Source organism: Halalkalibacillus sediminis (assembly GCF_002844535.1).
Lineage (GTDB): Bacteria > Bacillota > Bacilli > Bacillales > Alkalibacillaceae > Halalkalibacillus_A > Halalkalibacillus_A sediminis.
On the sequence record NZ_PJNH01000002.1, the window covers coordinates 49,311 to 67,407 of the forward strand.

An 18,097-nucleotide genomic window follows, 5' to 3' on the forward strand; every position below is an offset into this window, starting at 1 on the left:
ATATGAGTGTACTAGTAATCAGCGGTTCCGGAAGAGATCAATCCGTTTCCAGTGTGGTTGGAAATTGGATCAGCTCGGAGTTTGGTTTTAAGCATTTCAATCTTTCAAAAAACAAATTACCGGTATTTGATGGAAGTGAACTCACGACCGAATCACAGAATGTCCAATTGATGCTTACAGAGATGAAAAAGGCTGAAGCAATCATCATGATTGCTCCAGAATATCATGGGGCAATCAGTGGAGCTTTAAAAAATGCATTAGATTACACGAACAATGATATTTTTGAGGAGAAGCCAGTCTTGTTGCTCGCAGTTGCAGGTGGAGGAAAAGGAGGCATAAATGCCCTGAATAATCTAAGAACGATTCTACGTGCACTTTATGCAGATGTTAGCCCTAGACAATTCGTGGTAGATTCGGATGCATTGGATGAGCCAAAATTGAGTGAAAATCTATTTGATTGTATCAATGGGTTCCTGCTGAAAAAATCCATTTTTGATCGTCGGGAAGTCAGTGACTATACTTTAAGCGGAGGAGAATTGTGAAGATGGAAATTAAATCAGTTGTATTACAAACAGGAAAATTAGAAGAGATGAGAGAGTTCTACTGTGAGGTATTAGGCTTTCCAATGACCTTGGATGGCGAGGACCGCTTCAGTATATCAATAGGGGATAGTGTACTTGAATACACCTCAAGCGAAGCCCAAGAAAACCCTTTTTATCACTTTGCTTTTAATATTCCACCCAATAAATTTGAAGAGGCAAAATCATGGATCAAGGAGAGAGTAACGTTAAATAAGGAAGAAGGTAAAGACGAAGTGTATTTTGATCATCTAAACGCAAATGCATTATACTTCGAAGATCCCGCAGGAAACATTGTGGAATTAATTGCAAGACAGAAGGTATCAATGCCCAGCATCAGGCCGTTTTCCATTGAGAGTATCATAAATATAAGTGAGATAAGCTTAGTGGTCGATGACGCATTATCAGTTGGGAAAGAAATGCAGGCAATAGGAGTAAAGAGAAGAATCGATAAAGAAGTTGAATCAGGTGTTCTGAATTTCATGGGTGAGCCAGATAACGATTCGTTTGTTCTCTTACTAGAGGAAGGGAGAAAGTGGTTTTTTTCTGATAAAATCTCGATTGCTTACCCTGTTGAGATCACTTTAGATGGAAATAGAAAAATTTCTCTTAACTCAAGTGGAGAGGTTAAAGTAAGTCCTTCAATTGAAGAACTCTAACCACCATGGATAATCGTATTGCCCGTCAGAGATTTGAAAAAAATTACCCATAAACGCCAAATGAACAATGCCATAGTGGCCCAGCGTTGATTCCTTAATAGCATAAGTTGAAAATATGAAGAAATTGATTTTTTCTATTTCAAAATCAAGTTGCTCATGAGCTTGTTCCATCTCTTCCTCATTGAAATTCGTATAATTGATATAGTCTTGTTTCGTTGGGTTTGTGGCGATCGATACAATAATAAAAACGACTAGAAGCGCACCGATAATATACCGTTTTTTAACCTTTAACATATAATCATCACTTCTTTTTCTTAAAATAGTTGTGAAACTAGTTAGGTTTTAACTATTGTATTCTTAAGTACCTCTTTAAATCATTAATAGCTTGCGTGTGCATTCCTTCGTGAAAAATGGTTCTGCTTAAGACCTGTTCGATTGTGAACATCCCCATTTCGGTTGGTGGAAATTCTTCTTCCAATCGATCACCATAAAGTTCTTTGATTTTGGATGTTTGATTCTTCAATAAGTGCTTCAGTTCTTCGAAGGAAGGTGTCTCATCATCGAAGTCGGAGGGAGAATTGCCAAAGCCGAACCAATGGTTGAAAGAGTCAGGATACAAGTCGTCTTTTGTCAGGACCTTAATCCACATGTATTGATCCATGTATATATGACCTAAGTTCCATCTGATATTATTGTTAAACACTTTTGGAATGAGTTCTGCTTCTTCTTCACTGACATTTTCTACATTCGATAAAAGTTCTTCCCGATAAGTTTCAAGTTGATTAAATAACACTTCTTGACGTTGGTTCATGTGAAGCCCCCCCTTATTTCCTATACGAGTATTTCGACATAAAAGAAATATCTCCTTTTCTCAAACCTTGAAAAAAACCATGGGAATCGATATAGACTCCCATGGTGCATGTATTTTATTCTTCTTTATCGTGTTTGAACTTCATTTCTTCTCCACTTTCATATGCTACTTCTAACTCAATTTTTTCAACGTTATCTTCATTGATTTCGAGCTCTTTAAATAATGCTTGTTTCATTTCCTCAATCGAATGTTGACGGGTAAGATCCAGGTTATTAAGTAGGGATTCGATTTCTTCCTTCGCCTGAGAACCTTCAACTTCTTCGTTTCCTCGTTCAATTTCGGCTTCTTCGTTAACTTCATACTCGTATTCCCAACTATCTTGAGAGTTGAAATCAATGCTTAAACCGAACTCGGAGATAGCACCTGGGTCGGTGTTTTGGGAACCTTTATGGTCGAATTCAATGATTTCTCCGGAGTTCAACTGGGTTTCCAGTTCAAATTCTTTTGCCTCTCCCGAAGATAGGTTGATAGCACTAAGCACCTCATCCTTCATGTCCACTAGGGGGCGGTCGGTTGTGATTGAGATCTTGGATAGCAATTCTTCGATTTCACTGGTCGCTTTTTGACCACTTACAGAATCTCCATTATCTCGTTCGATTTTAGTCTCTTCTACGTTATCACGTCTGTAATCATAGTCCCATTCGTTGTCATCAGAAAGTTCAACTTCTAAATCAAACTCGCGGACATCAGCAGTCCCTGCGTTCGATTCAGATTTTTCGTCATCTTTACTTGAAGTGTCTTCTTCTGACTCATTGCTTGTCTCACCATTTGATTCCTCTTGTTGATTCTCTTCGCCTGAAGTATCTTCTGAGTTGTTATCGGTTGGTTCCTCCGTCGTCCCGCACGCAACTAAAAATAAGAAAGTTACAAACAAAATAGATAACTTATTCATGCTGATCACCCTTCTTTGAAATTGTTGTTACTTGTATGTTACCCCGACTTGATTAATAACATCTGCCAGGAAGATTAAAATTTCATGAGGAGAAATTATGTGATAAAAAAAGAGATGCTGGTTCGCATCTCTTTAAGGGTTTAATACTCGGTGTAAAAATTGTTGGGTTCGTTTTTCTTTAGGTGATTCGAGAACATCGGTAGGAGGACCTTGTTCAACAATGTAACCTCCGTCCATGAAAATAACGTGATCAGATACTTGTTTTGCGAACTGGACTTCGTGTGTAACAATAGCAATCGTCCACCCTTCAAGGGCCAAGTCTTTGATAACACTTAGAACATCACCTACAAGTTCGGGGTCAAGGGCAGAGGTGGGTTCGTCGAAAAGGAGCAGCTGAGGCTCAATAGCAAGAGCTCTAGCAATCCCTACTCGTTGCTGTTGGCCTCCTGAAAGCTGGTGAGGGAATAAATCCATTTTATCCTCTAGACCTACTTTCTTAAGTAACCTTTTCGCAAGTTCTTCTACTTCTTGTTTGTTCCTTTTTTGAACGACGATTGGTCCTTCGGTTACGTTCTGTAGCGCCGTTTTATGTGGGAAAAGGTTGTACGTTTGAAAGACCATACCTGCCTTGCGACGTAATGTCAGCCAATCACTCTTAGAAACCTTCTTGTTGAAGTCTATTGAAAGTCCATCATCAAATCGGTACTGCCCCTTGGTCGGTTCTTCTAGTGCATTCAAACAACGGAGAAGCGTGGTTTTACCAGAACCTGAAGGCCCCATAATCGTGACGACTTTGCCTTTTTCTATTTCCAAATCAATGTCTTTAATAACCTCTAAATCACCGAATGACTTGGCTAATCCTTTGATAGATAACAATATGGGCACCTCCTATTTTGCGACATATCTGTTCAATCTCCGTTCGAGCATTTCTTGACCGATCGAGAGGATAAAACATATAACCCAGTAAATGACTGCGGCTTGCACGTATAAGAGCATGAAATCAAAAGTCCTCGCAGCAATTTCCTGTGCCTGACGAAACAGCTCAGTGACAAGTATCAAGGATGCCAATGATGTATCTTTTACTAAACTGATAAATGTATTTGAAAGGGGTGGTACTGATACCCGGCTCGCTTGCGGTAAGATGATTCGCTTCAAGGTAGTTCCATGTGACATCCCGACTGTATAACCAGCCTCCCATTGTCCTTTAGGAATGGAAGAAATCGACGCACGGATGATTTCCGATGCATAAGCTCCTACATTTAAAGAAAATGCGATGACAGCACTCGGAAATGGATCTATCGTCAGCCCAATGCTTCCCAAACCATAGAATACAATGAATAATTGAACAAGAAGGGGAGTACCCCTAATCGCTGAAACATACATCACTGCTGGTGCTCTAAGAATTCTTGATTTTGATAATCTTAGCAAAGCTGTTATAAGTGCAATTGTAATTCCGACTATAAACGAGATAAGGGTCAGTGGAATCGTATATTGAATCGCACCTTCAATCATTGGCCATAATGACTGCTTCACTAGTTCCCAACCATCAGTCCTCTCAGTGATTGAAAGAAGTAAATTATTGAGTAGAAACATCTTCGCCAAACCATTCTTCAGAGATTTCAGCTAGTGTTCCATCTTCTCTCATTTCAGCTAATGCTTCATTAAATGCTTCAACTAGTTTTTCATTTCCTTTGTTAAAAGCGAAGGCTGACTGTGAAACATCTTCTTCTTCAGCAGCAATTTTAATCGTCGGATCATTTGTTTCATTCATGTATTCAAGTACCGCAAGTTTATCGTTAACTGTTACGTCTACTCTGCCTTGTTTAATTAGTTCGATCGATTGGGCAAGTCCTTCTACTCCGATTAATTCTGCCCCGTTCTCTTCAGCAATCGAACCAAAATTACTTGTAAGTGATTGTGCAGACTGCTTGCCTTCTAAGTCTTCAAATGAAGTGATATCCTCATTATCTTCTGGCACGACCACAACTGCCCCTGAATAAGTATATGGTTCAGAAAAGTCGTATTTTTCTTTACGGTCGTCAACATTGATTCCTACTTGATTGGCAATAACATCAAAACGTTCAGCGTTCAAGCCTGCGAACATTGAATCCCATTGCGTTTCGTGGAATTCAACTTCTATTCCCATGCGGTCAGCCACTTCTCTCATGACTTCTACGTCATACCCAGTTAGTTCATCTTCTTCATTGTGGAACGTGAAAGGAGCATAAGTACCCTCTGTTCCAACAGAAATCACGCCTTCATCCATAATTTCGTCATATAGGTTCGAGCTTGTTTCTTCATCGGAATCGTTTCCGCTATTATTTGAATCGGATTCCCCTTCATCCGTGCCACATGCAGCTAAGATTAAGAGCAATCCTGTAATGATCCATAATAAGTTTAATTTTTTCATGTTGAAAACCCCCAGTATTTTTATCGGAATTCTTGGTTCCAAAAGAGATTATATATTAGGTTTTACTATTTGTAAACCAATTAAACTCTTTACTCTGAGGGATTTATATTAATGCTTAGTAAGCTTCTATCAATAAACCCGAATGAATTACTATGGATTAGAAATTGCTAGCGAGTAATCTGAAGTTTCTTTTCTAGATAAAAAGCGATGAATACACCACTGATTGCCATCAAAGCCCATATCCAGGCATGTAGGCTGAATGAAGCTATACCACTGAAATAAGCTCCAACGTTGGCACCGAATGAAATGCATGCACCATAACCCATCAGAAAACCCCCTGCTAGGGAGGTAATCATCAACTTAGGAGGAATTTTACTGAAGCGGATTAAACCGGCTAATGACATGGTGATCAAAGCCCCACTGATTACGCCGAAATTCAACACACTTAAATTATTGAGAAATACGGACTGGTTAAGTGTTTTTACCGGTGCCTCTTCGCCCCAGTAAGACCAAGAGGAAGGATTAAGCCCAATATGCTGAGCAATTTTGGAGCCCCATGTAGTGAAAGCTGCTGTTAGTTTCCACGGACTGCCCTGGACGACCAAAACAGCTGCGTTCAAGCTCGCTATAAGTACTGCACCGACCCAAATAGGCCATGTTCCGAATAAAAATTTGGTCCAACCGGCTCCTTTGGGCATGGGCGGAAGAGCAGGAGGACGAGTTCTCCTTTTATAGATATAAGAACCGACACCGATCAATGTAAAGATTATTAACTGTAATAAAAGTGCGCCTTGAAATCCAAGGGGCGTGTCTTTTGCCAAAGAGATTTGGGGTCCGTTCGGTAAGGAAGTGTTCCAGAACGAGAAATGTACTGCGCCTACTGTGGCACCGATTAAGAAACCTGAAGCAGTGAAAAGTAAGGCAGTTCTGCCACCTTTAGCTGTGTTCATTCTCCCGGGTGCTAGTCCGCTACCGAATTCCATCCCAAATCCAAAGATGAAAGCGCCGATGACAACTCCGGTTGTGACAGGTGAAATTGCTCCATCAGGTAGGTTTCCGGATAAACCTATATTGAATTGAAAAATTAACGTGAATAAAATTGTGACGACAACGAATTTAATCATATGCCCTCGAAGCATTTCGGTAATATGATCTTCCACTAAGTGACGATATACTGTCGCAAAACCGTATCGCGCATGAAATAATGTGAAACCGATAAAGAAACCTATAATAAACAGGAGTACGAATTGCCATCCTGAGTATATATAAGCTTGGTAGGCGATAATAATAGAAATGATAAAGAATATGGCAGTAATGATGTTTTGTGGTTTTCTATAACGTTTTTCGTTTTCAGACATTAGGGTACTCCTCTTATTTAATAATTATCCGAACTCTTTTTGATGTGCTCGCTTTTTTTCTAAATACGCTTCATCATTACGGACGATTTTCCACTTTTCTTCGAATATTTGTGCGGCTTCAGCTTTTTCTTCATCTATATCCCGGTCATTTATTTGACCATTTTCGTCATACTTTTGACCGCCTTTGTAGTTTGCGTATCGTCTCGCGCGTGTATAACCCATTTGCAAAAACTTTCGTGCCATATCCATACCAACAAAGTCGTCTTCTTGTTTATATTGCTCAAAAAGCTCGTGAATTTTTTCGGAGGATTCCTTGGCTTTTTCTGGTGTTTTAAAGCGCCAATGGGGAAGTATTTCACTTTTGTAAGGTTCGACTAATAAAACTCCTTGCTCTCCTCGACCGACTTGATACTGATCAGGATGTTTGCGGAAATCAATATTGTCAAAATCTTTATCGTAGTTGAATGCCATAGATTTCACTCCTTCTTTTTTACATTCCCGAATTTAGACGATTATTAACTATGCGACTTTAACAGGAACAGTGTAAAATGAGACGAAAGAGGGGAGAAGGATTGATATGAAAGAAGTAATTCAAATTATGGAACGGCCAAATACTTTGCGATCGCTTGAAATTGAACTTAAAGAGATGGGAATTAAAAATGGAATGACAGTACTTGTTCATTCGTCATTATCGAAACTTGGGTGGGTCAGTGGGGGTTCACAGGCTGTCATTCAAGCACTCATGAATGTACTGACTGAAGAAGGAACACTTGTGATGCCTAGCCAGAGCGCAGACCTTTCCGATCCTTCTGAATGGGAAAATCCACCCGTGCCTGAGTCATGGTGGCCTATTATTCGTGAAGAGATGCCAGCTTTTGATGCTGAGAAAACACCTACGCGTCAAATGGGTACGATTGCGGAAGCATTCCGTACATATCCTGATGTCAAAAGGAGCAGTCATCCCACGTGTTCCTTCGCTGCATGGGGGAAAAATCGAGATGAAATTATTGGACAGCACGAATTAGCATATGGTCTAGGGGAAGGTTCTCCTTTGAAGAAATTAAATGACTTAGATGCACATGTTCTTTTTCTAGGGACGAGTTATGAAACGAACACTTCTTTTCATCTTGGGGAATACCGTGCTCCAGGAGCTAAGATCGAGAAAGAAGGCTCGCCGATAATTGAAAATGGCAAACGCGCTTGGAAAGTGTATGAAGAGATTGAAATGAAGGAAGACCTTTTTGAAGAGGTAGGCAAGGCATTTGAAAAAGACCATCCAGTGAAACAGGGTAAAATGGGATTGGCTGATTCTAAGTTGTTTAAGGTGAGAGATGCCGTTGATTTTTCTGAGAAGTGGTTTACGAAACATCGTCAAGAAAATTAGCGGGTGGGGTTGGTAATGATTCACTGACATAATCACATTCATTTTTTTCATACTAAGAGTGATATGACAGAAAAGGATGTGTAAAAATGCAAAATAGAAATATTCAGTGGTTACCTGTGATTGCTTCTATCGGTGTCGGAGCTGCGACCTACAGCATGATGACTGGTAAAGGCGGTCAATTGCAAAACATGATGCCCGGCATGATGGGTATGTCTGGTCAAGGAATGCAAGGGTCACAGTCATCTCAGCAACAACCAAATCAATAATGAACTTAAAAAGCACATGTATCCGTTTGAGATACATGTGCTTAATATTATCTGATTAATAATACATCTCGCTCTGACTGATGCAGAACGTGATGGGAAACGGAACCTAAGAACCAACGCTCTAACGCGTTTGTACCAGTCGCTCCACAATAAATCAAATCAACACCTAGTTCATCGGGTAATTTTTTCGCAATCATATGCTTAGGCACTCCTAGGCGAACAGTGGTTTCAAAATTCAGTCCAGCTGGAATCGTAAGTTCCTCTAATAATTCTCCCAACCTTGCTCTAGCCTTTGATTCAGCTTCTGAAACAGCGTTTTTGTATCCACCGACGATAAGCAAATCCATTTGATCACTATCTATTATAGTAGCGATGGTCAACTTAGCACCAAGTCCATTCGCCATAATCACCGCTTTTTGAACCGCATTTTTCGCTGGTTCTGATCCGTCGAATGCGACAAGGATATGCTGGTAAGGTTGATATTGTTCCATTTCAAAACTCCTTTTGTGAAAATCGTTTGTTAAGAAAATTATATCCAACGGTTGAATAATAAACAAGTTGGGCGTGTCGGCTTTATGGGCAATTTTTATAACCTAAAAAGTTTTGGTGAAGTGCGCTGGACTAAATCTTAAATGACTAAAACTACATAAACCGCTGATAGCTTTTTGAAAAAATCACTTGTGACACAAACATACTAATCATTAACCAAGTTACTACAAAGCCTCCAACGACAAATCCTGTCAGTCCTAGCCAAGTGAACGTACTCCAACCAACTACAGCACTCATTATTACTACACCTGGTGCCATCGCAACCAATAAAGCCCTACTTACTGCTCGTTTAATCTGGAATGTTGGCCATGATACTAAATCTAAAAAACCATGAGAACCAACCTTAAACCAAAAATCTCTCAAAATACTTCCGAGTGCTCCAATCAAGATGACCCAAAGTAACAACTTGAACCAAAAAGGTAAGAACCATAATCCAACACACCCAATAACTACTAACTGCAAGTAGACGAGGGTTCTTTGGCTATCTCTTAACAAGCTTTTGATATATAACTCTTTCCACCCATTCTCTGGACTAACTCTTCGGTAAACTCGACCGGATTTCCTGAAAAGTAAAGGGCGTTTTCTAGAAAAACTAAAACGGGATTTTGATAAATATTCAGGCCCACCGATCAGTGCTGATTGGCCGAGCACCATTTGACCCAACTGAGATTGGTGGGTAGTTTCTAGTTCAACCTCTTTTTCAAATCTGAACGGTCGATTGACTGCTAACTTGATATAAATAAAAGAAAAAATTGATGCAGTGCCTATAGCAAAGAACATTGCTCCAACTTGCCCGAGACTAGATATAGTGAAGAATAGGAACAACGCTACTGGTGCTGCAACCCAAACAATTACAAATCGATAAATCCATTTGTGCAGACGCAGGGAAAGGTCGCGTTTAATGATTTGAAAAGGTATATTCATCAACAACAGTAGAAAGAAAAGAAAGGCGATTTCTACTAGATGCCAGCCCATATAGTTTAGAAAAATAGGTAGAAACCCAATGAAAAATATAATCATTCGAAAGAAGCTGACTTTGATCATATGGAGAAGACCTGCCAATTTCAACTCATTAATCCAGCTCCCTTTTTGCCATAGAAACAACATATCTGCGGCTTTGATGTGCGTAAACCAAAACCCGCTTGTCACAAATAAAATAAGTGGGAGTACGATGGTTTGTTCATTAAAAAAGTAACCCCACGCGAATGTTCCCTGCCATAATGTTATGTAGCGATAAATAGCGATAGCCAGTATAGGAATTAAGAAATAGAGCCATACCGTCCAATCAACACTGACCTTGAAAAGTTGGAGCTTTTCTTTCCGGTGAACTTTCAGTCGATGTTTGAATAGGTGTTTGCCGTTATGTAAATTAATCATGATCGTTATCCTCTAATAATTGCTCAAAACAATCAAAAAGGGCGGCATCAGGAAGGTTCAACATTTCTTGCAATTCTTTCATGTCCCCGTTAGCTATCATTTCACCATAGGCAATTAGCAAAAAACGATCGCAGATGCGCTCAGCCGTATCTAGTACATGAGTGGACATCAGAACGCTAGCTCCATTTTCCCGCTCTGCTTCTAATAATTTTAGGAAATCCCGAATAGCTCTAGGATCTAGGCCAACGAAGGGTTCATCGATGATATAAAGCGAAGGACGAACGAGAAAAGCTAAAATGATCATCAATTTTTGCTGCATTCCTTTAGAAAAGGTACGAGGGAGGTGATGCTTCACTTCCCCCAATCGAAATATTTTCAATAATTCACCCACACGTTTTTCCATCTCTGAATCAGTCATTCCGCAAACGGAAGCAGTAAATTGAAAGTGTTCCCACATGGTCAAATCATCATAAAAAACTGGTTGTTCAGGAATGTATGCATAACGGCGTTCATCTTGATCAAATTCTATCGTTCCATTAATATATTCCAGTGTCCCTATCAGGCCTTTGATGGTCGTACTTTTCCCTGCCCCATTCGGTCCCAGAAGCCCCACTAACTCTCCGGGTTTGATCTCGAATTTTATATCTTTGATTACTATTTCATTTGTTTTATAGCCAGCTTCGTTAATATGTACTTTTAACACACTCATGGTATTTGCTCCTTTTAGGGTTTCAATATATTTTTCGCTAAAATCGCAAGCATTCCCTTTAAATTACTACAATGAATTGAGAATTTTATGGGAAGTCGTGCATATAGTTTGAGGGAGTCTGAAGAGAGGTGGGAGAGCTATGGAAAAGTCGAGAGTCTTGACGGTTTTTGGAACCGCTAGTTTACGAGTGGCACCAGATATAGCAGAAATACAAGTAGGTGTGGTGACAGAAGACACCAGTTTAGAACAAGCGTTACAAGAAAATAGTTCTAAAATGAATCAGGTGATTAATTCATTGCTCCAACTGGGCATTCCAGAAGAAGATATCCGAACGACAACTTTTCGTATTCAGCCCATGTATGATTACGTCGATGGTCAACAAGTGTTCAGAGGGTATCAAGTAACGAACATGGTAAGTGTGAGAATATCTGATATTACTCAAGTAGGTCTAATAGTAGATACAGCTGTCAGGAATGGAGCGAACCAAATTTCTGATTTGAATTTCATGCTTTCGAACCCAAATGAAATCTACCGTGCAGCACTATCAGAGGCGCTTCTTGATGCAACAGCGAATGCGATGACACTCACCAATACCATGCAAGTGAACATGGACCCAATTCCAATCCGGGTAGATGAGCTCCCACAATCAGTCAGTCCCGAGCCGAGGATGTATTCAATGGCAGAAGTCACAAGTGGTACTCCAATACAGCCAGGCGAAATCGTAGTCGAAGCAAATATCGAAGCGAAGTTTCAATATGGTAGTGATTACTAAGAGGGGAAACATATTTGGTTCCCTCGAGTTAAAAAAATCGTTTATTTTAGTTCTTCCCAATCAAGCTCATAGCTCTCAACGATTTCTGGAAGGCTATGGTTACTGACCACTTCGTAATAGTTCGAACTATTAGGGAGATAAATTTCCACCACAATGGAAACATCCCTAATGATTTCTTTCTTTCAATTCAATCTTGTCGAGTATTTCTTGGTAATGGAAATCATCCAATATATCATATTCCTCACCTTGTATCGCTATATCATCGTTCACTGTGTCGAAATTAATCCAAAACAATTGATTTGAGTAATAAAAACGAATTTCGTAATTTCCGCTATAGACTCTGTCGTTATTCTTTCGCAATTCCATATTTGAAAAAGATTCTACGAGTGAACGAGCATCATCCCCATCAATAGTTGCTTCTTTTTCCTCACCGGTAGGCGGCAGTCCCTCACCCCTATATATAATCACTGCCCTAGAAATGTCCTCGGTTTCAAATGAAAGTGTTTCATCAAAAGTCTTGAATTGCAATTCCATCGTCACCAAATAAAATATCAATATAACAACAGAAAGAAGCGGGACAAGCCTACCAATTGTTTTGGTTCGAGCGTTTTTGATATTCCAACCTATAACCCAATTAATCCCAGATACCACCAAAATGATTATCATGAACAATGTGAATGAAATCTGTGGGCCTGCTTCGAAATACATAAATATCGCATAGAAACTGGTTAAAAAAATGGTGGAAAAAATAGGTCCAGCCCACCATTTGGTGAAGTATCCTGTAAATATTCCTAAGACTAACGCACTCATCGGTAACGTTAAATGAAAGATTTCTAAGCCCACTTGACCCCCTCCTATTTCAAATGGTTAGTTGCCGTTGTATGGATTCCTTTAATCTAGTAATATTTTTTCAATTCGATCAAGTCATCAATTACTATATCAGCTTGGGAGAGTTCATTTTCACGTGCAAAATCGAAATTACATCCTACCGCGACTAATCCGTTAACTTTTGCAGCCTTTATATCAGAGAGACGGTCACCAACTACCGCACCTTTCTTAATATCGTGTTTATCGATGATCGTGCCAACCAAATCAGCTTTATCCAAGGTGTCGATTTGTTGTATGCTGAATGTTTCAGTGACCCAGTGATCTAAGCCATAATAATCTACAATCGCTTTTAAATATTCCTTCAGCCCGTTACTTGCTATGTAAATAGAGAAATCTTTTTCCTTTAAATAATCGAAGACTTCTTCTACATTCGGGTACAGATCGCCTTCACCATTTCTTATATTCTCAACTAATCTTTCTAAGAAATAATCATTGGTGATTTCTCTTTCTTCATACGAATGACTGGGCATTAAAGTTTCCCAAACTTGGGGTAAAGGTACGCCCATAATATCTCGGTACTGATCTATAGGGGTGTCAGCATCCCATTTACCCAATGATCGTAGATGGTCAAAAGCATCATTAAGTGATAATTCTAGGATTTTGTCTGTTTGAAAAAGTGTTCCGTCCATATCGAATATTAGTGCATTAGACAATGTTTTCTCTCCCTTGATTGAAAAAAATTCTATTTAGTTACATCTATATGATTAACTTGCTTATATTTATCAAATAATTTTTGAGACCACCTTAGCTCATAGGATTCTCCGATTTTTACAAGATTCCATGCTGAGGGGTGTAACTCCATTTTTTCCCTTTCATCTGACTGGAATTCAACTTCTAACAAGAAACGGTTATCTTTTTCGATTTTTTCAACGACTTCAGTTGTGGCAATTCCTTTTGAAGAATAATTATTGTATAGAAAATAACCACCAAAAAGAATTAAAGTGGTCAATAAGACACTTACTAAAATCACATAAACTTTCCTCATATGTTCTCTCCTTCTGAATGACCAGCTGTATACCATTTTGGTATGTCTAACTGAAAATCATCCCATTCATTAAGGGTCCTTTCGGTATATCTTCTAAATGTTTCTTTTTGATCAATCGCGACGTTGTGTGCCCAGACTTCTGCAGAAACGATGTGGATGGCTGCATATAGGCGATGTAACTTCCAGAAATCCGCGGGGACAGAACCGTCATGATAACCATCGAATATCCCGCGTGCAAAGGACACGCTGATCGGTAGAGTGAAATATTCAGTTTTATAGAGTTCGTGATAAGGGTCAGCTAACTTGATTTTTTGCATATCAATGATTCCCTCGAAGCGATTGTTATTAAATATCACATTTGATGGGTGGAAATCATAATGCTGGATTCGCTGTGGTCTGTCTTTCATAAGGTATAGTTGATCATAAATGAAATCTAGTACTTTCAAATGTCTTGGGGAGTTCTTGAATATACTCTCGAAGTCTGGCGCTAGTCTGTAAACTCGCTTGTTCCACTTGGATTCCCAAGACGCCACAGGTTGATCCACTGGACTCGCGTGAAGCTTTTGAAGACCTCTTCCAGTATCTAAGCCAGCCTGGTATTGTTCTTGCCCTGACATCACAGGTAAAACTTCTTCAGCATTCTTTCCTTGAAGGTAATCTAGAATCATATAGGGTTTTGATTGGTACATGCCTAATTCGTGTACATTTGGAATAGAGGCTCCGTTGTTAACAGCTTTTTGAATCAACAAAGCTTGTTCTTCTAATTGTTCTGATGAAACGTCACCGAATATCCTTAAAAGATATCGATCGTCGATTACCCATTTTTCATCATGAGAAAAGCCTTTGTTGATTTTGTGGGCAGTTTTGTATTCATTTAAAAAAGAAATACTATCAAATGTCATCGGTTCACCCTTTCCTTATTACTTCTTGATATTTTCTAAGTCAATTCCTGCTCCGAGGAGCTTTTTTTCTGCATCGGCTTCAATTAAATCTTTGAGGTTTCTTAATGTAGGTTCGAAATTCACGTGCTTCTCCATCATGAAACTCATTTCATACTCGATTTCTTTCCACGTAGAAATGTCTGCTTCGTTGTGTTGTATTTGAGCCTCTAACTTATCTAATGCATTCGCTACCTTCGCTTCGTATGTATCTTTGTGTTCGAACTCGAACCATAAATCGTATAATTCCTGGCCCAATTCGTTATCAAGAGTACTTTTAATATTTTTAATCGCTTGGGTCTCATTCTGTTGTTTTATTTTTTTCAAAGCATCGTCTGACATTGTGTCGAATGTGGGAAGGTCACCAGCTTCTGCTTCTACTAAGTCATGAATAATTATCATTTTTAATAGCTTTTCAATCACAACTCTTTGGGACAATAATGGTTCAACCATTATGGCCATCAATGACACTCTCCACGTATGTTCGGCAACACTTTCCTGCCTGCCGTTCGATAACCAGCTATGCCTTAATTCGAATTTTAAACGTTCTGCAAGACTAACAATCTTTAAGATTTTATGTAATTCGGTTTGCATTTATATACACCCCTTAATCAATTGTGAACTTTATTTTACCATATTTTAACTCGATAGCATGGTTGGGTTTTATCATGTAAAATAATCAGTAGCTTGACTGAAAAGGAGTTTATCTATCATGGATCCATATAAAGAGGGACGTTGGAAAGAACAATTCGAGAAGTTTGAAAAGAGCTTCGAGTTATTAGAAAAATATCAGGACATATCAATAGATAGTGAAATCGAAAGAACTGGAATGATTCATTTTTTTGAAATGTCGATGGAGCATGCATACAGCACACTTTTTGACTATTTGGATGCCAAAGGAAATCCCGTCGAATCGAAAAGACATGCATTGAAGGAAATCAAGGAATATCCTTTCATCCAAAATCACCGGACATGGATGAAAATCTATAACCGCAGGAATTTAGCGTACTACCTATTTACGGAAAAAGTGGCGCGTCAACTCACCCAAGATATTCAAACAACTTATTATCCTGAATTAAAATACTTCTATCAACAACTTTCTTTAGAAAAATAAGCGGCAATCTTGGGGGAATACATCTTGAAAAATTGGAAGCATGCTTGGCTTTTACTTGGCTCTGTCGGTATCTCCAGCATAGGTAACTTCATCTACCTTGTTTCGATTAATATATTGGTCTATCAAATGACTGGTTCAGCGGCAGCAGTAGCAGGGTTATGGTTGGTCGGCCCACTGACCAATATGGTGATGAAATTTTGGACCGGTAGTTTTATAGACTTTCGTTCGAAGCGGAAGATTATGATCACTACATATCTGGCGAGGGCAGCTTTGATTTTATGTATTCCTTTCGCAACGAGTGTGGCTTTTATTTATGCCTTTCTTGTATTGTTAGCAATTGCAAATTCATTTTTTATGCCTTCGTCCACTACATATATTACTCAGATGATTCCTAAGGAAGACCGGAAGCGGTTCAATTCGATTCAATCAGTTATGACCTCTGGAGCATTCATCCTTGGTCCATCAATTGGTGGAGGTCTGATTCTTTTGACTAACATTGATTGGACGCTATGGATGAACAGTAGTTTTTTCATCGTTTCCGCAATATTGCTGGCGTTTATACCTGAAAAGGAAATCATTGACCGGTCGTCGATTCCGAAGTTGACGTTCAAACAAGTATGGAGTGATTTTCATGTAGTGGTGGAGTTCATGAAATCTCAAAAATTTGTGGCCTTCTTTTATTTGGCGTTCATTGCAACGATGTGGTTCACTTTCGCCATGGACGCACAGGAAGTTGTTTTTGCCCAAAGTGTGGTCGGACTTTCAGAATTCGACTATAGTTTATTGATCAGTATTACAGGCATCGGTTCGGTTGTTGCGGCAATTCTCTTGTCTATATTTTCGAAAAAGGTGTCGCTTCGTTTTATGGTTGGCGTAGGAGTGGTGATGACGACTGTCGGTTATTTGTTGTATGCATTTGCCTGGTCATTCTCGTCGATTGCATTCGGCTTCATCATTTTAGGTTTTTTCCTTGTGTTTTTTAATGCAGGGATCGCGACATTCTATCAAAATAATATCCCCACCGATACGATGGGGAGGGTGACAAGCATTTTTCAGTTGATTCAAAGCGTGGGGCAAGTCATTTTCGTTCTTGGAGTCGGTGTGTTGGCTGACTTGATTGCACTTCGGATGACGATTGTTGCGATGGCAGTAGGTATGCTGGTCGTTGCCCTTATGATGGCGATCATGGTTTTCCAGCCGAAACGACAATCATATTTTCAAGAAAACTAGCGAACAAACGCGTCCATATTCGCAAATCCGAGCGTCGTATTGACTTCTCCGTAGATACGCTCAATACTGACATCGGTACCGTTCAACCATTTTTCAAAATCAAAAACAACTGGCTCTTTATCCCCGCCAAGTGTGAACCAAGCCACCTTTTCTTTCGGGAAATAAGCAGTGGTGTGAATCGTACCAGACCAACTTTTGTATTTATCGGAAAATAAATCGAGGCTGGAGTCATTGAAATAGTTGAATGCTTGTTTCGCCTCGGACCACTCGTCTAGGTGATCTTCAATTACAGTTTGACGCTTTTGAGAGTCTATTAAATGGTTGCGATTTTCATCGGTCAGCACTTCGAAATGGTTGGTAGATACATTGGATTCACGTACTTTAACTCCTCGAGGGCTAGCTTCCACGACATACGTAACCTCGCTAGAATCGATCATGACGTAGCTGAATGCATTGCGGTGAGGAATTTCTTTTAATAAAGCAACTGCCTCATCGACATTGGCACACGTCTCCAAAATCATCCGCCCGATCATATAACAGACGAACCCATCATGTGTCTTCTTACGGTGGGTGAAATTATAGCCCATCACCAATCCTTCTTCATTCATTCCATCCATACGGCCAGTAATCCGAGAGGACGGACCGACCACAGCGTATCCGCCATCTGTCGGTTGAAAAAAGGTGTAGCGTCCATCGTAGGTTTGCGGATGAAAATCATAATTCCTGACCATATAATCCGTACCCGTCATAATTGAACATCCACTACGTTCGGGTTCGACACGGTATCCTCCGAAATTCCTCAGAACATCCTCCATCGGCATTTCAAGCCCAGCTTGTAAACCTTCGAACTCGTCCCAGATTTGAGGGGCGAATGTCATGAACGCTTTTTTCGCTTCATCAATATCAATCACGAATCGCGCACGTTTTTTCTTCCACTGTCTGTTGCGATTATGTATTGTTAAAGAGTCCTTTAGCTGTTTCCCTTGTTCGTAGCCGAAATCATAATGATTTCCTCTGAATTGAATCACTTCACTATATATTTCTTTCATTGGTATCATCCTCAATTTTTTTTCTGAACACCGAGATTGTAAGTGATGGAAGGAGTGATGTCAAAATA

At 39.6% G+C, this 18,097-nt stretch carries 23 protein-coding genes and 1 pseudogene; 7 read left to right on the top strand and 17 right to left on the bottom strand.

The features are described from left to right. Positions 1-2 precede the first annotated feature (2 nt). On the top strand, positions 3-542 hold the full coding sequence (locus tag CEY16_RS06500; protein ID WP_162297879.1) for an NADPH-dependent FMN reductase: 540 nt from the start codon (positions 3-5) through the stop codon (positions 540-542). A gap of 2 nt (positions 543-544) precedes the next feature. Continuing rightward, positions 545-1,237, top strand: coding sequence for a VOC family protein (locus CEY16_RS06505; RefSeq protein WP_101331193.1), 693 nt, complete (start codon positions 545-547; stop codon positions 1,235-1,237). On the opposite strand, the gene CEY16_RS06510 is transcribed toward CEY16_RS06505, so the two are convergent. The 8 genes from CEY16_RS06510 to CEY16_RS06545 all read right to left on the bottom strand — a co-directional run bounded on the left by CEY16_RS06510 (position 1,220) and on the right by CEY16_RS06545 (position 7,239). Beyond that, positions 1,220-1,531 (bottom strand): hypothetical protein, encoded by a 312-nt coding sequence (locus CEY16_RS06510; RefSeq protein ID WP_101331194.1) that lies wholly within the window; start codon positions 1,529-1,531, stop codon positions 1,220-1,222. The two genes, CEY16_RS06505 and CEY16_RS06510, sit on opposite strands and share 18 nt — an antisense overlap. Before the next feature lie 52 nt (positions 1,532-1,583). Further along, a complete protein-coding gene (locus CEY16_RS06515) occupies positions 1,584-2,048 on the bottom strand; it encodes a DinB family protein (RefSeq protein ID WP_101331195.1) in 465 nt (154 codons plus the stop codon). A gap of 115 nt (positions 2,049-2,163) precedes the next feature. Continuing rightward, the gene (locus tag CEY16_RS06520; RefSeq protein WP_101331196.1) at positions 2,164-3,000 is read right to left on the bottom strand and encodes a YusW family protein; all 837 of its coding nucleotides are present in this window, start codon (positions 2,998-3,000) and stop codon (positions 2,164-2,166) included. A gap of 132 nt (positions 3,001-3,132) precedes the next feature. Then, the gene (locus CEY16_RS06525) at positions 3,133-3,876 is read right to left on the bottom strand and encodes an amino acid ABC transporter ATP-binding protein (RefSeq protein ID WP_101331197.1); all 744 of its coding nucleotides are present in this window, start codon (positions 3,874-3,876) and stop codon (positions 3,133-3,135) included. A gap of 12 nt (positions 3,877-3,888) precedes the next feature. Then, entirely contained in the window at positions 3,889-4,593 is a 705-nt protein-coding gene (locus CEY16_RS06530) for an amino acid ABC transporter permease (protein WP_101331198.1), read from the bottom strand. Beyond that, complete coding sequence (locus tag CEY16_RS06535; RefSeq protein WP_101331199.1) at positions 4,577-5,410, bottom strand: amino acid ABC transporter substrate-binding protein; 834 nt, start codon at positions 5,408-5,410, stop codon at positions 4,577-4,579. Before CEY16_RS06535 ends, CEY16_RS06530 begins: the two co-directional genes overlap by 17 nt. A 167-nt stretch (positions 5,411-5,577) precedes the next feature. After that, positions 5,578-6,768, bottom strand: a complete 1,191-nt coding sequence (locus tag CEY16_RS06540) for a YeeE/YedE family protein (protein WP_101331200.1) — start codon at positions 6,766-6,768, stop codon at positions 5,578-5,580. A gap of 24 nt (positions 6,769-6,792) precedes the next feature. Next, positions 6,793-7,239: a DUF4385 domain-containing protein gene (locus tag CEY16_RS06545; RefSeq protein WP_101331201.1), complete on the bottom strand. Its 447-nt coding sequence runs from the start codon at positions 7,237-7,239 to the stop codon at positions 6,793-6,795. A 100-nt stretch (positions 7,240-7,339) separates the two neighbouring features. Here CEY16_RS06545 and CEY16_RS06550 point away from each other — a divergent pair, with 100 nt between their 5' ends. Then, on the top strand, positions 7,340-8,152 hold the full coding sequence (locus CEY16_RS06550; protein WP_274379935.1) for an AAC(3) family N-acetyltransferase: 813 nt from the start codon (positions 7,340-7,342) through the stop codon (positions 8,150-8,152). Positions 8,153-8,238: 86 nt separating this feature from the next. Next, on the top strand, positions 8,239-8,418 hold the full coding sequence (locus CEY16_RS06555) for a hypothetical protein (protein ID WP_101331203.1): 180 nt from the start codon (positions 8,239-8,241) through the stop codon (positions 8,416-8,418). 47 nt (positions 8,419-8,465) lie between these two features. On the opposite strand, the gene CEY16_RS06560 is transcribed toward CEY16_RS06555, so the two are convergent. From CEY16_RS06560 to CEY16_RS06570, 3 genes are all read right to left on the bottom strand, one after another. Next, the gene (locus tag CEY16_RS06560) at positions 8,466-8,909 is read right to left on the bottom strand and encodes a universal stress protein (RefSeq protein ID WP_101331204.1); all 444 of its coding nucleotides are present in this window, start codon (positions 8,907-8,909) and stop codon (positions 8,466-8,468) included. A gap of 151 nt (positions 8,910-9,060) precedes the next feature. After that, the gene (locus CEY16_RS06565; RefSeq protein ID WP_101331205.1) at positions 9,061-10,344 is read right to left on the bottom strand and encodes an ABC transporter permease; all 1,284 of its coding nucleotides are present in this window, start codon (positions 10,342-10,344) and stop codon (positions 9,061-9,063) included. After that, complete coding sequence (locus CEY16_RS06570) at positions 10,337-11,053, bottom strand: ABC transporter ATP-binding protein (protein WP_101331206.1); 717 nt, start codon at positions 11,051-11,053, stop codon at positions 10,337-10,339. Before CEY16_RS06570 ends, CEY16_RS06565 begins: the two co-directional genes overlap by 8 nt. 139 nt (positions 11,054-11,192) lie before the next feature. On the opposite strand from CEY16_RS06570, the gene CEY16_RS06575 reads away from it, so the two are divergent. Further along, a complete protein-coding gene (locus tag CEY16_RS06575; RefSeq protein WP_101331207.1) occupies positions 11,193-11,825 on the top strand; it encodes an SIMPL domain-containing protein in 633 nt (210 codons plus the stop codon). 165 nt (positions 11,826-11,990) lie between these two features. On the opposite strand, the gene CEY16_RS06580 is transcribed toward CEY16_RS06575, so the two are convergent. The 5 genes and pseudogenes from CEY16_RS06580 to CEY16_RS06600 all read right to left on the bottom strand — a co-directional run bounded on the left by CEY16_RS06580 (position 11,991) and on the right by CEY16_RS06600 (position 15,230). Beyond that, positions 11,991-12,668 (bottom strand): hypothetical protein, encoded by a 678-nt coding sequence (locus tag CEY16_RS06580; RefSeq protein WP_101331208.1) that lies wholly within the window; start codon positions 12,666-12,668, stop codon positions 11,991-11,993. Between the two features lie 53 nt (positions 12,669-12,721). Further along, positions 12,722-13,390: pseudogene (locus CEY16_RS06585) on the bottom strand (HAD hydrolase-like protein); the annotation flags it as partial. A 5-nt stretch (positions 13,391-13,395) separates the two neighbouring features. After that, positions 13,396-13,698 carry a hypothetical protein gene (locus tag CEY16_RS06590; RefSeq protein ID WP_101331209.1) on the bottom strand — a complete coding sequence of 101 codons (303 nt, stop codon included), beginning with the start codon at positions 13,696-13,698 and terminating at the stop codon, positions 13,396-13,398. Then, positions 13,695-14,600, bottom strand: a complete 906-nt coding sequence (locus tag CEY16_RS06595) for an aminoglycoside phosphotransferase family protein (RefSeq protein WP_101331210.1) — start codon at positions 14,598-14,600, stop codon at positions 13,695-13,697. The genes CEY16_RS06590 and CEY16_RS06595 overlap by 4 nt, the downstream gene beginning before the upstream one ends. 18 nt (positions 14,601-14,618) lie before the next feature. Then, a complete protein-coding gene (locus CEY16_RS06600) occupies positions 14,619-15,230 on the bottom strand; it encodes an HD domain-containing protein (protein WP_101331211.1) in 612 nt (203 codons plus the stop codon). Positions 15,231-15,348: 118 nt separating this feature from the next. On the opposite strand from CEY16_RS06600, the gene CEY16_RS06605 reads away from it, so the two are divergent. Together CEY16_RS06605 and CEY16_RS06610 are read left to right on the top strand one after the other, a co-directional pair. Continuing rightward, positions 15,349-15,750: a nucleotidyltransferase substrate binding protein gene (locus tag CEY16_RS06605; protein WP_101331212.1), complete on the top strand. Its 402-nt coding sequence runs from the start codon at positions 15,349-15,351 to the stop codon at positions 15,748-15,750. 24 nt (positions 15,751-15,774) lie between these two features. Next, positions 15,775-16,980, top strand: coding sequence for an MFS transporter (locus CEY16_RS06610; RefSeq protein WP_238378786.1), 1,206 nt, complete (start codon positions 15,775-15,777; stop codon positions 16,978-16,980). On the opposite strand, the gene CEY16_RS06615 is transcribed toward CEY16_RS06610, so the two are convergent. Beyond that, positions 16,977-18,029, bottom strand: coding sequence for a C45 family autoproteolytic acyltransferase/hydrolase (locus CEY16_RS06615; RefSeq protein WP_101331213.1), 1,053 nt, complete (start codon positions 18,027-18,029; stop codon positions 16,977-16,979). The genes CEY16_RS06610 and CEY16_RS06615 overlap by 4 nt on opposite strands. Positions 18,030-18,097 lie beyond the last annotated feature (68 nt).